General features: G+C 34.3%; 12 protein-coding genes. 5 read left to right on the forward strand and 7 right to left on the reverse strand.

The annotated features are described in order from the left end of the window. Positions 1 to 183 precede the first annotated feature (183 nt). A complete protein-coding gene (locus AC07XN_RS20140) occupies positions 184 to 612 on the reverse strand; it encodes a nuclease A inhibitor family protein (RefSeq protein WP_309922692.1) in 429 nt (142 codons plus the stop codon). 109 nt (positions 613 to 721) lie between these two features. Here AC07XN_RS20140 and AC07XN_RS20145 point away from each other — a divergent pair, with 109 nt between their 5' ends. Together AC07XN_RS20145 and AC07XN_RS20150 are read left to right on the forward strand one after the other, a co-directional pair. After that, positions 722 to 1,246, forward strand: a complete 525-nt coding sequence (locus AC07XN_RS20145) for a DUF937 domain-containing protein (RefSeq protein ID WP_494744340.1) — start codon at positions 722 to 724, stop codon at positions 1,244 to 1,246. Positions 1,247 to 1,751: 505 nt separating this feature from the next. Beyond that, positions 1,752 to 3,461: an alpha/beta hydrolase-fold protein gene (locus tag AC07XN_RS20150; RefSeq protein ID WP_494744341.1), complete on the forward strand. Its 1,710-nt coding sequence runs from the start codon at positions 1,752 to 1,754 to the stop codon at positions 3,459 to 3,461. Between the two features lie 197 nt (positions 3,462 to 3,658). Here AC07XN_RS20150 and AC07XN_RS20155 read toward each other — a convergent pair whose 3' ends face one another. The 3 genes from AC07XN_RS20155 to AC07XN_RS20165 all read right to left on the reverse strand — a co-directional run bounded on the left by AC07XN_RS20155 (position 3,659) and on the right by AC07XN_RS20165 (position 4,989). Next, positions 3,659 to 4,228: a Crp/Fnr family transcriptional regulator gene (locus AC07XN_RS20155; protein ID WP_494744342.1), complete on the reverse strand. Its 570-nt coding sequence runs from the start codon at positions 4,226 to 4,228 to the stop codon at positions 3,659 to 3,661. A 30-nt stretch (positions 4,229 to 4,258) separates the two neighbouring features. After that, positions 4,259 to 4,483, reverse strand: coding sequence for a DUF2798 domain-containing protein (locus tag AC07XN_RS20160; RefSeq protein ID WP_309922681.1), 225 nt, complete (start codon positions 4,481 to 4,483; stop codon positions 4,259 to 4,261). A 149-nt stretch (positions 4,484 to 4,632) separates the two neighbouring features. Then, complete coding sequence (locus AC07XN_RS20165) at positions 4,633 to 4,989, reverse strand: winged helix-turn-helix transcriptional regulator (RefSeq protein ID WP_309922679.1); 357 nt, start codon at positions 4,987 to 4,989, stop codon at positions 4,633 to 4,635. A gap of 106 nt (positions 4,990 to 5,095) precedes the next feature. Between AC07XN_RS20165 and AC07XN_RS20170 the strand changes: the two genes are divergently transcribed. After that, positions 5,096 to 5,728, forward strand: a complete 633-nt coding sequence (locus AC07XN_RS20170; protein ID WP_309922677.1) for a nitroreductase family protein — start codon at positions 5,096 to 5,098, stop codon at positions 5,726 to 5,728. A gap of 144 nt (positions 5,729 to 5,872) precedes the next feature. Here AC07XN_RS20170 and AC07XN_RS20175 read toward each other — a convergent pair whose 3' ends face one another. Then, the gene (locus tag AC07XN_RS20175; RefSeq protein ID WP_494744343.1) at positions 5,873 to 6,472 is read right to left on the reverse strand and encodes a hypothetical protein; all 600 of its coding nucleotides are present in this window, start codon (positions 6,470 to 6,472) and stop codon (positions 5,873 to 5,875) included. A gap of 12 nt (positions 6,473 to 6,484) precedes the next feature. Then, the gene (locus AC07XN_RS20180) at positions 6,485 to 6,787 is read right to left on the reverse strand and encodes a hypothetical protein (RefSeq protein WP_494744344.1); all 303 of its coding nucleotides are present in this window, start codon (positions 6,785 to 6,787) and stop codon (positions 6,485 to 6,487) included. A 941-nt stretch (positions 6,788 to 7,728) separates the two neighbouring features. Between AC07XN_RS20180 and AC07XN_RS20185 the strand changes: the two genes are divergently transcribed. After that, entirely contained in the window at positions 7,729 to 10,440 is a 2,712-nt protein-coding gene (locus tag AC07XN_RS20185) for a T9SS type A sorting domain-containing protein (RefSeq protein ID WP_494744345.1), read from the forward strand. Between the two features lie 511 nt (positions 10,441 to 10,951). Beyond that, positions 10,952 to 11,137, forward strand: coding sequence for a hypothetical protein (locus AC07XN_RS20190; protein ID WP_494744346.1), 186 nt, complete (start codon positions 10,952 to 10,954; stop codon positions 11,135 to 11,137). Positions 11,138 to 11,385: 248 nt separating this feature from the next. On the opposite strand, the gene AC07XN_RS20195 is transcribed toward AC07XN_RS20190, so the two are convergent. Next, a complete protein-coding gene (locus tag AC07XN_RS20195) occupies positions 11,386 to 11,784 on the reverse strand; it encodes a hypothetical protein (protein WP_494744347.1) in 399 nt (132 codons plus the stop codon). Between the last annotated feature and the right edge of the window lie 398 nt (positions 11,785 to 12,182).

Genomic DNA, 12,182 nt, shown 5'->3' on the forward strand with positions numbered 1-12,182 from the left:
ATCTTAAGAATAGGTTTTTAACACAGCACCTTGATGAAAGAAAAGTAACCGCGCGGCGGACCGCAAAAGAAAATCAAGAAATTCCGAAACTCGCTTCGCTCAAACAGCGGAATTTCGAAAAAATGCTGACGCCATCAAAATGTAAATTTAGATTTATGAATTTTTCTAAAATTTAAGCATACCCTACGTTTCTATAATAATCGTCTTTACACCCACCCATTTATTTTCTTCATAAATTCCGAATAAATATACCCCAATTTCTACTTCTCCTATTTTTAATACCTGTATGTCTTTTAGGTGTTCGGTCAGTAGGGCTTGTAGTTTTATGGCATCGTCCACGTATTTTTTTTCTTCTTCACCAAACCAGTCTTCCACTTTAGTCAATGGCGCAAAGAAATCCTCAACCGTTATGCTGTCGATAGATTTATCGGGTTCAATGCCATTAAATAGCTTAAAGTCTTGGATACCAATACTTTCTGAAGTAGTATATTCCATCTCAAAATACTCAATAGCCTCATCCGACTCACTTGGGTATCGTAAATCATCAATTAAAGGCAGTATTTGTTCTTTCAGCGTATTCACCGTGTTATTATCTGAGGTTGTTTCAAGCATCGCTTTGTTTCTTTTAGTATTTAGAAATCTTCTATAATAATGGTTGAAATTAGAAAAATCTGTCTATAATTGCACTCAAAATTTTTAAAACTGATAAAAACAATTCCCTATGTTAGAACAATTGATGGGTCTTATCAAAGATCATTCTCAGGAAGCTATCGTTAAAAATCCTGCTATACCTAACGAAAAAAACCAAGATGCCATGCAAACTATCATGACCGCCGTGACAAGTGGCTTGAAAAACCAAGCCCTAAGCGGGGAAGGAGGCATGGGTGCGTTAACTAGCCTATTGGGTGGACAAACGGGCTTGAATGCAGGTAGCTTGATGGCTAACCCTATCGTGGCAAATATTGCGCAGCAAGCCATTGGTAGCTTGATGCAAAAATTTGGCTTAGACAAAACTGCGGCTGCGGGTATTGTTTCGCAAGTTTTACCACAGGTAATGAATAGCCTGATTACTAAGACAAACGACCCTAACGATACTTCATTTAACATGAATGATATCACAGGTGCTTTGGCCGATGGAAATTTGGATATGAATGATGTAAAGAATATTGCAGGAAAATTCATGAGTGATAGTGGCGGAGCAGGTAATGGTATTGGTGGAATGCTTGGTGGGCTTTTTGGAAAGTAGGGTTCTATTCTTCCTATTAGCTGGTGATTTTTTGTTTTTATTGATTACCTACAAGCATATAAATAGTTGATAGTGAATCTCTTATGCCTATACCTAGCGAGGGACTTAAGTCCCTCGCTAGGTATAGGTATAAGAGATTTACGTAGTCAGGCTGTGACATTAGACGACCAAAGCTCGGTTTGAAAGGCTATTTAAGCCCATTTCAACCAATTTTATCAATAATCACATCTTCGTTTCAACTTTGTAAAAGATGTGGGTAATCGATAATCTTTAAGCCACCAACTAATAGGAAAAAATATTAATGTAGTTATTTATTTACCCAACATTTGTGTGCTGTGTGCCACAAATCACCATCAAGAGCGGACGTTTTCCATACGTCCCAACGATGTTATTCCTACTTTCCATTCTTCGTTATGGATAAACGATTAGGTGTTTGGCTAGCTCAAAAGGATTTGATATATTTAGGTAATTATCTTATAATCCTTTCATCTTCAACAATTTTGCTATGAACAAACCCTTTTTACTCTTCTTATTAATCTGTTCTTTTATCAGCCACGCCCAACAGTTTTCGGTTACCTATGGCGAAAATCTCAGTAAGACTCCCTTAGATGGCAGGCTCATGCTGTTTCTTGCTGATAATGATAAAAAAGAACCACGCAAACAAATTAGTGATGATGCCGACAGTCAATTAATGTTTGGGATAAATGTAGATAACTGGAAGCCCAACCAAGTACAATTGATAGATAGCAAAGCCTTCGGTTACCCTATCAGAAGCATCAAGCAAATTCCCGATGGCGTATATTATGCACAGGTTTTGCTACACAAATATGAAACTTTTCACAGAGCCGACGGTCATACTGTAAAGCTACCCATGGATAGGGGAGAAGGTCAGCAGTTTAATGAAGCCCCAGGGAATATTTATAGTATCCCTGTCAAGATTACCTTTAAAAAAGCTCTTAATCAGGTCATAAAACTAAAGATAGAGAAAGAGATTCCGCCCATTCCTGCTCCACAGGACACCAAGTATATCAAGCATATTAAAATGAAAAGCGAGCTGCTCAGTAAATTCTGGGGAAGAGATATTTACTTAGGGGCAAACATTTTAATACCAGAAGGCTTTGATACCCATCCACAAGCACATTATCCTTTAGCCATTTTTCATGGACATTTCCCTGCTGATTTCTCTGGTTTTAGCGAAACACCTCCACCCGCTGATATGAAAACGGATGATTATTCAGCCAGATTTAATATTTATGGGTATAACAAAATTGTAAAAGAGGAGGCCTATAATTTTTATAAGCAATGGACAAGCAAGGATTTTCCAAGAATGTTAATCATTGAAATTCAGCATGCCAATCAATTCTATGATGATTCTTATGCCGTAAATTCAGCCAACATTGGGCCTTATGGCGATGCCATTACGTATGAGTTGATACCTTATATAGAAAAGCAGTTTCGAGGGATTGGGCAAGGTTGGGCTAGGTTTATGTATGGAGGCTCTACGGGTGGTTGGGAAGCCTTGGCAGCACAAATATTTTATCCTGACGAATACAATGGATGTTTTGCGGCTTGTCCCGACCCAATCTCTTTTGAAGCATACTCTTCGATAGATTTGTATAAATACCCTAATGCTTATTATTATGAAAGCCCTTGGAAAAGAACCGCTATTCCGGGGAAACGAGATTATTTAGGGAAAGTGAAATGTACAGTAGAGGATATGAATTACCATGAATTAGCCATCGGCGATAAAACGCGTTCGGGTGGGCAATGGGATATTTGGGAGGCTGTATATTCGCCTGTGGGGAGTGATGGCTATCCTCAAAGGATTTTTGATAAGACGACTGGTGTCATCGATAAAAAGGTAGCGGAATACTGGAAAGAGCATTTCGATTTACTCCATATCTTAAAAAGAGATTGGGGAACACTTGGCCCCAAGTTACAAGGCAAAATCCATATTTACTGTGGCGACATGGATAACTATTACTTAAACAATGCCGTCTATCTGATGGAAGACTATCTGAAAGGAGTAAAAAATCCTACCTATGACGGTGAGGTAACCTATGGCGACCGTGCCGAACATTGCTGGAATGGTGACCCTAATCAGCCCAACTATATTTCAAGGTTACGGTATAATACCATGTATATTCCCAAAATCTTAAAGCGTATCGAGCAGTCAGCACCCAAAGGGGCAGATTTGACTAGTTGGAAGTATTGATAAGACTTGTAGTATGTTTTCTTACGACTTTAAATTGAAAGAGCGTCACGTTCGAATTTGATAAAAATGATATTTGTTTATCAAGTAGGGACGTATGCAATACGTCCCTACTTCAACTTTTTATAGAAACTTATTGAATGGTATGTTGGATATTTTTTGTGTTGAAAAATATCATTTGCAAAGGAATTACACGAAATTCAGACCCTAGCCTTTAGCCTACTTAGGGTTTCTTGAGAGATATTTAGGTAAGAAGCCACCATTTTATTAGGCAAACGCCTTACTACCATAGGGTTTTGGTCAAGTAGTTGTCTATAGCGTTCGGTGGCATCTTGGGTAATAAAAGACATCAGTCGGTTGGTGTTGTTTATATAAGCTTTCTCTAGGTAACTTCTGTAAAACTTTTCCCATTGAGGAATAATATCGAGTAAGTGATAAAAATCTTTATGGTTAATATAAAGCAGCTTAGTATGTTCTATGGCTTGGATGTATTCTTCGGAAGGAACATTGGCAATGAAACTATTCAAGGCAGTAGCAAACTGATTTTCAAAGGCAAAATACCGTGTGGCTTCTTGTCCGTCATGATTGATAAAGAATATCCTCAAACAACCTTTGCCAACAAAAAAAGTTCGCTGGCTGGTTTGTCCCTGACTAAGCAAGGTTTCATTTTTCTTGGCTTCCAAAGGCTTGAAATAAGAAAGAATGGTGTTTAATTCTACTTCATTAACGTTGATTATATCGTTAATGTAACTAATCAGTTGTTCGTACATTCAAAATTAATAATCTTTTCAGCTCCCAAATTATGGTTTTGAAGCTACTTTTTCAGCCAATTTACGGGCATTAGGAATGATAATGAATGCAGAAATGTAGGCTACGGGTAACATTACACTCCATGCTTTTAGGAATTTCATGAACCAATCTTCGCCAAAGCCATAGTTACGCATCAGGCCGACAAATGCCATTATCAACGTCATAGGGATTACTACAAAAAGAGTATTGATATACTTAAAATGTTTTTGTTTCATTGTTTAAATTGTTTTAATAATTAATGATGCTACAAAATTGCAACAATCTTTACTGCCAAAGATTGATGTAGGTCAAAAAATGATTTTATCAAAATCAAAATTTACTGAGTACATCCCACATCACCCGTAATGCCTATTTTGTGCACAAACTAATTACCAATAATCCTCTTTCTGTGTTCAAGTCCCCAATTAGCAATAACGCTAGTTACCTGTTTTAAAGTAGCACCATATTCTGTGATTTCATAAACTACACTGATAGGCTGGGAATCTATCACTGTGCGCGTAATTAATTGATTTACTTCTAGTTCCTTTAGCTCACGGCTAAGCATCTTACCTGAAATGCCGTTTATTTCCTTTAGTAAATCCGTATATCGCTTCTTTTCAAAGCAAAGGCATGCTATGATTGAGACTTTCCATTTGCCACTCAGAATATCCATTACATCATGAATCGCCATGATAGTTTTAGTACAGTCTTTGATGGTGGGTCTCTCTGCTATTTCCATCATTTGTCAGTTAGTTACTTTTTTGTCACTGTTACTTTTGGTAACAAAGTTACTATTGTTTGTGTTCATAATTAAGTGTTATAACATTGAATTTTTAAAAAGACAACAAATGGAATTATTAAAAGCTTTAGAGTGGCGTTATGCAACTAAGAAAATGAACGGCAATGTCGTTCCTCAAGAGAAAATAGATTATATCCTTGAAGCTGCAAGATTGGCTCCTTCGTCCTCAGGACTACAGCCTTATCAGGTATTCGTAATTTCGAACAAAGAGCTTTTAGAGAAAATAAAACAAATAGGTTTCAACCAAAGCCAGATAACAGATGCTTCGCACGTATTGGTTTTTGCTGCTTGGGACGGTTATTCATTAGAGAAAATCGATAAAGTGTTTGCCAGAACCATTGCCGAAAGAGGTTTACCTGCTACGCAAATGGATGATTACAAAAAAATGCTGTGGGGCATGTATGAGCCACTAGGGCAAGAATGGCACGCTACACACGCAGCAAAACAAGCTTATATTGCCTTTGGCTTGGCGATAGCGGCAGCCGCAGAACAGCAAGTAGATGCTACTCCAATGGAAGGTTTTATCCCTGCCGAGCTTGATAAATTATTAGGATTAGAAGCACTAGGCCTTAAAAGTACTGTGATTTTACCATTAGGGTATCGCGACGAAGCGAACGACTGGTTGGTAAATATGAAAAAAGTAAGAACGCCGAAAGACGCTTTTGTTACTGAGATTAAGTAATGGATTACTATTAGCTTAGTCAATTTTCACGTTAGCTTATTCAACTTTTTAAAAGTTGAATAAGCTAATCACTAAAGACCTACTCTAAATCCTTATTATCAATATCCAGTCTGCTAAATGCAGATTAACAGAAGAGGAAGAAAACTATATATTCTTGTCTCGAATAATATGTGCTAGTTTTTTTGCATCATTTTTGAAGGCTTCTATTTCCCCAATATGCGATGCTGTAAATGCTAACAATGCAGGATTAGCCTCTGTCATATCAGTATATTTTTTAGCTTTCAAGTTTTTATAGATAGCCATAGGTGTTTTGAAAATGCCGTTGGGTATACCCCACAAACCTAATAATAGCGTTGAAAAAATGGCATTATTATTTGTTTTGTCTAAACAACTAGGACAAGCAATTACGGCTTCTGCTGTAGTGTAGGTTAAAATTATCATGCTTTTTACTTTATATGCCAGTGTTCCATTGAGCTTTTGTGTTGTAGAACCACAAATTGGGCAAGGTAAGTCTCTTAAAATATTTGAATACCTTTCTATTTCTTCCAGTGAAAATTCTTGATTCTGAGCTTTGGCAGCCTTTAATAAATCAGGATTAAGGTTTCTTTTTTTTATTTCCTTTTCTATGATTTTGTACACTTCTGGCCTTAATCCGTATGCATCCTTTGAGGCAATTTGCTCAATTTTTTCATCAGACATGCTCGCATAGTTTTCTTCAATTCTTTTAAGGTCAATTCCTGACATATATTCTTAGCGTTAAGTTTTGATAGGGAAGTTAAAGCAAGTATTTGCAGATACATAAAAACGTTGCATTAAATCTTTGTCATAGTGATCATACAGTCCATACAACGTAGTTGGATATTTTGCTACAGTATTTTTATCAAAATCCCTTAGCAACGAAATGTTGAGCTGATAGGATTTATCCGCAATTTTAGATTGAAACGCATAAACCGTATTGTTATACAATCCGCCTTCCGACTGCTTTTGAGCAACAGCAACACCAGATAAAGTGAGCAAGGATGAAAACAGGAAAATGATAGTAGCGATATAATTTTTCATTATTTGAAGGTGTGTAGATGGATTTATTTAATTGTCCAGATTTTTTTAACGTTGATTTTTACAAAAAACAAGAGAGGCACTAGGTGCGTAAAACTTTCATAAAAATAGCGATTTTTTTTTGAAAAACAAAATATTACCACCAAATTTTTGGGCCATGCCTAGCGTTTATTTCAGCATATATTCTAAAAAAAAATATCTAAGTAAAAGATTTTTAACAGCAACAACTTCTTTATTATTGTTGTTGTTATTTTTATTATTGTTGTTGTTATTGTTTTTACTGTTTTAATAGTTTTCTATTGTTTTATTATAGTGTCTTTGCTTCTGTCGTGCTGTGGTAGTTGCTTCTGCACTGCTCTGGTATATGCTTCTGTCGTGCTGTGGTATTTTTTACCAAAGCACGACAGAAGCAAAATGGATAAAAAAAAGCGACCTTGGCAACAAGATTATTGCCAGTTTTGGGAGGAATTATTTTGTCAATAATTAGACAAAATAATTCCTCTAACCACTAAGGTTTTCTCAATTAATAAATACTGTCTTTTGACCTAAAAGATATACTTAAACTTATTAACGCTAATATTATACGTTATTGTCGATACTACAAGCCATCATGAAAAGACTTACCCAAAAACTTTCATAATAGCTAAAAAATGTGTAATTTAGAACCACAGTTACACCTTAATATACCCTCTATAATGAATCCAACAATCGAACTCATTAGCTACTTTTTAGCAATATACTTAGCCTTCTATTTGTAGTAAAGTAAATAACATTTGTCCTTTGTATCGCACTACATTCGTTTTTCATCTTTTTTTGGCAAATCAAATACTTACACTTCGAGTGGAAAAAATCACTTGGACCAGCTTGGTAAAAAAGCTCGAATGAAGTAGAGAGTAAAGAGATACAAATATTACTTTTGTACAATATCTAAAACGCTATACATTATGAATAAAGTCCTACGTACACTTATCTTTATCAGTTGCTACTTTTTAAGTCTTCATGTTACTTATGCTCAACAGTGGAAGACATATAATTCTCTTGGTGATATTAATTGTCAATTTTCTGCAAAAGACTCAACCTTATGGATTGGAGCAAATGGTGGTATTGTGCATTATGATAAAGACTACAAGCTTGTAGCTTTTTATAATCAAAATGATGGTTTAGATAGTTTAATTACTTCAATCAAAGAAGACATTTATGGCAACATTTGGGCCAGTTGTAGTAGTCGTTATCTTTTAGTTAACTATAATTTATCCTATAATAAAACGTTTGTTTTTGATGGTTCAGTTTGGGTAGATGCTAATATTTTAGGAAGATCATTCATCACGACGGAACCTCTTTTATTCTATTCAAATGATGGTAATGAATGGATTAGCTATGACAAAGGAAATAAATTTATTCAAGTAGGTAAAGACACCGTTTATACCTCTTACGATTGGGAAAGGCAAGGAATAAAGTCTTTTGATAATAAAAGTCTTTTAGTGGATTCTAAGGGTCATTTTTGGAAAATTGATGGAGCATTCTTTTGGAGTTTTGATGGTAACAAATGGAATAAATATGATTATAACAATAGTTCTCTTCCTCAAAGTTACGATTACTCTCATGCAGTTATCGACCACAACGATAATATTTATTTTACAACGTTTTACAATGAGCTTTACAGATTTAATACCTCTTCAAAAACCTTGATGTTAATTCCTACCCTCAATAAAAAAGTATATAATCTCTTGGCTACTAGAAATGGGGATATTTTAGTAATAGATTCTAACGATGATGTGTATCGTTTAGTTAATCAAGATTTAACTTTATTTACCCCTAATTTTAAAGCCAGTCATACTATTTATGAAGATATAAAAAAGAATTTAATAATAGCAAGTGGTTATAGCAGTTATGTTTCTATTACTCTATTGAAAGACAATAAATTTACGCTATTGGATTTACCCCAAGCAAGAAATTTCTGTGATTATACAATTCAGAAAGCTCTTGCTGATGGTAAGGATAGAATCTGGGCTTTAGATGGTTCAAAAGTAATGCGCTTTGACGAAAAGAAAGGAGAGACTGTTGTTATTCCTGCTCAAGGCTTTGCTTTTTGTGCTGGGGAAGGTGATGATTTTTGGTTGGGTTCGTCTAACTCTGTGATTCAGATAAACCAAGAAAACGGAATCACCTTAAAAACATACCCCCTTAATGTTGGCTATATTATTAAAATGTTGCATGATAAAAACCATAATATTTGGGCTTTATCATACAAATATAATTACCCAGAAGGGGTCAAGTATTTTTTATCATATTATGATAAAAAAACATGGACGACATTTAACCTCGATGGAGAAGCAGATATTGCCATAAATCCTATTGCTGGTATTAATGTAATGCTATCAAATGGGCTTTATATTCATGATGGTATAAGTTTAAAAGCCAGTAACTATTTGAATTACCCTTCTTTTGCTTTAAGATTGGTCAATGATGCTAATTTTGGATTATATGTTATTGCTCGAAAGAATGTGAATGATTATAATAAAGACATTTATCAATTAATTGAAAATAAATTTGAAAAAATACCAATTCCAAATGAGTTTGGAATTGGGTTATATGGCTCTTCTGATGATTTTTTGGTTGATTATAAAGGTAATTTTTGGAGTGTAACAGGGCGTGAAATTAAAATGTATAATCGTAAAACACTTACTACTTTTAAAAACCCATTTGTGCCAGAAGAAGCATTCGATTTAACAATATACGGAACTGTGCATGAATCTAAAGATAGTAGAATTTGGTTTGGGAGCTATGGAAGATTTTCTGTTTTAACGTTAGATTGCAAAAATCCTTTACCTAAATCTCTTCTTACTGAAAAGACGGATATATTGGGGACTAGACAAACAGAACTATCCGTTAATGAAAGTTATGCCACCAGTTTTGTTTGGCAAATCAGTAAAGACAGAGGTGCTACTTGGCGAGCTATCACCAACTTTGATTCCAGTTATGTGGGTCATAGGAGTAATAAATTGACCGTTAATCAAGCTAAACTTCGTGATAATAATATTGTTTATCGCTGTTTAGTCAATGGCGAATGTAATAGCGTATTGTCTGATACGGTAAGTATCCAAGCCAAACAATGTGAATTACCTCAAACGACGCTTCAACCTACAGCACAGACGACAATAGAAAGAAATTCAGCACAATTTGTTGTCAATGTTTCTGGAGCTTCAGTCTATCAATGGGAAATCAGTACGGACAAAGGAGTTACTTGGAATGTGCTTTCAAGTGCTGATACCTTATATCGAGGACAACAGAGTAATGTGTTGAGTATAGTATCTGCCAGTCTTTCCCAAAATACTTATCAATATCGTTGTGTGATAAAAAATGACTGCTATACAGTTTACAGTACTGCCGCACCTTTGGAAGTGACAATGATTTTAGGGATTGATACTTTTGAGCGTCCAGTACAGGCATATCCAAACCCAGCCAATGATAAGATTTATGTACAAGTAGCAACAAAATCCTACACATTAAGTTTGATTAATGGTAATGGTTCAACTATAAAGCAAGTATCAAATCAAGATAATATCTCCGTAAAAGATGTTCCAAACGGCTTTTATCTATTGCTATTAGAAAGCGGGAAAGAGCAACAAAGTTTTAAAATACAGGTTTTGAAATAGTGGCTGATTTTCGCCCTTACTCAGGATATGTCTATTAGTTATGAATAAAACAAGTAGGAACGAATTGCATTCGTCCTTTGTATCGTACGGCATTCATCTCTATAAAGTATCATATTGTTGTAACTGAATATCAATCATGAATAAACCCCTAATCATTGTATTACTAAACATTGTTTGTTTTATTGTAATTCGATATTTAAACTTCTTTCTAATCTTTTTGATGGGAGGCTATGCCAGTAATATGTACAAGGATTCTTATTGGTATTTTTTCCCTTTATATTTATTACAGGTGCTTATTTTAATATATTTTGCCAATAAAACCCAGCAAAAATTATACTATGTTGTTATCATTATTATTAGTCTTTTATATGTAGGTTCGTATTTGCGACTTATTCCAGGTGTTATTTTGCCATCTTAAAAGATTAGGATCACAGTTTGAAAATGTAAAAAATTGCTTTATGAAGTCTTAAAATTGCAATAATTTGAGGGGACATATAAACAAATTAAATTCATGAAAATACTTATCTCTGTTGCCAAAATAATAGTTATCTTATTATTAATCTTAGATTTATTTTTTTGGTTAATAGCACATGGTAGCGGTCATAAAATCCCATCAAAAACAGATTGGTCATTTGGGATTAGTAGCTTGATATTATTAGGGATAGTTTTTTTATTAAATATTATTAGTAAAAAATGAAGAGTAGGGACGAATGCAATTCGTCCTTTGCATCGTACTGCATTCATCCTTGTATAGCTCTTAGCCATAGAGTTACGAATCAATCTCAGATTGATTTAGATTTATAAGTGTAACAAGATGAGTTTAAGCATTCTAACAATAGCATAGACCAATAGGCATAAAAATAGGGAAGATATCGCTAGACATACTTCCCTAAATTCATTGTACAGAGGTTTAGTTGTATTACCATAGTTGTTAATGTTTTAAGATTAACGACTAGCTACAACTACATCACGGTTTGTGATAAGGTTTGTTTTGATCTCAAAAGTTTTTGATTCAACAACGTTAACATTTTGGCTAATTACTTCGATAGTATATTTTCCATCAGCTAAGCTAGAGAAATCAAAAGTTTTAGCGAATTTACCACCTTTAGTATCAACATATTCACGGTGAATTTCGTTTTTGTCAGCATCAGTAACTACTACTACTACTTTTTTGCTAGCTACGTTATCTACCCAAACGTTGAAGCTTAATGAGTTATTTACTTGAGCGATTTTGCTTTTTACTAGGCTAGCAGATTCATCAAGATTTGAAGCGAATGTATTTACGTTTGATAAGCAAACCATAGTAACTGCTACGATAAATGCTTTAACTGTGTTCTTGTTCATGACTTTATTATTTAATTGTTATTAATGATGAAAGTTATTAAAAGGATAATTTGTATTTTTCTAAGATTTATTTTCAGTATCGAAAAGTATTTTCTATCTGGACGTCACTTAATAAAAGATGCTTTTGGTATGAAAATGAAATTGAATTTAATTTTCAACTCAGCTCTTAGAACTTTATTCGTGTCATTTGTTTGACGATGTAAACTTATAAAAGGAATTTGATAACTCAATCATACAATGACAATTATTTTCACTTTTTCAAGAAAGTTCCTATTAAAAAAATCATATTTATTGGAATAGTACAATTATTGTAAATGCTAGTCTATAAAATATCAAAATAGTGATATGAATTTTTTGTATATAATATTGATTGATTTTCAGTGTATTAAGTGTTAATG

It is taken from the genome of Arcicella sp. GW458-12-2-14-TSB2 (assembly GCF_059423785.1).

What these genes read in the sequence shown, in the direction of transcription:
- AC07XN_RS20140 (WP_309922692.1), bottom strand. Translation starts at nt 612, where the DNA reads ATGCTTGAAACAACCTCAGATAATAACACGGTGAATACGCTGAAAGAA.
- AC07XN_RS20180 (WP_494744344.1), bottom strand. Translation starts at nt 6,787, where the DNA reads ATGAAAAATTATATCGCTACTATCATTTTCCTGTTTTCATCCTTGCTC.
- AC07XN_RS20185 (WP_494744345.1), top strand. Translation starts at nt 7,729, where the DNA reads ATGAATAAAGTCCTACGTACACTTATCTTTATCAGTTGCTACTTTTTA.
- AC07XN_RS20155 (WP_494744342.1), bottom strand. Translation starts at nt 4,228, where the DNA reads ATGTACGAACAACTGATTAGTTACATTAACGATATAATCAACGTTAAT.
- AC07XN_RS20170 (WP_309922677.1), top strand. Translation starts at nt 5,096, where the DNA reads ATGGAATTATTAAAAGCTTTAGAGTGGCGTTATGCAACTAAGAAAATG.
- AC07XN_RS20160 (WP_309922681.1), bottom strand. Translation starts at nt 4,483, where the DNA reads ATGAAACAAAAACATTTTAAGTATATCAATACTCTTTTTGTAGTAATC.
- AC07XN_RS20150 (WP_494744341.1), top strand. Translation starts at nt 1,752, where the DNA reads ATGAACAAACCCTTTTTACTCTTCTTATTAATCTGTTCTTTTATCAGC.
- AC07XN_RS20165 (WP_309922679.1), bottom strand. Translation starts at nt 4,989, where the DNA reads ATGATGGAAATAGCAGAGAGACCCACCATCAAAGACTGTACTAAAACT.
- AC07XN_RS20195 (WP_494744347.1), bottom strand. Translation starts at nt 11,784, where the DNA reads ATGAACAAGAACACAGTTAAAGCATTTATCGTAGCAGTTACTATGGTT.
- AC07XN_RS20175 (WP_494744343.1), bottom strand. Translation starts at nt 6,472, where the DNA reads ATGTCAGGAATTGACCTTAAAAGAATTGAAGAAAACTATGCGAGCATG.
- AC07XN_RS20190 (WP_494744346.1), top strand. Translation starts at nt 10,952, where the DNA reads ATGAAAATACTTATCTCTGTTGCCAAAATAATAGTTATCTTATTATTA.
- AC07XN_RS20145 (WP_494744340.1), top strand. Translation starts at nt 722, where the DNA reads ATGTTAGAACAATTGATGGGTCTTATCAAAGATCATTCTCAGGAAGCT.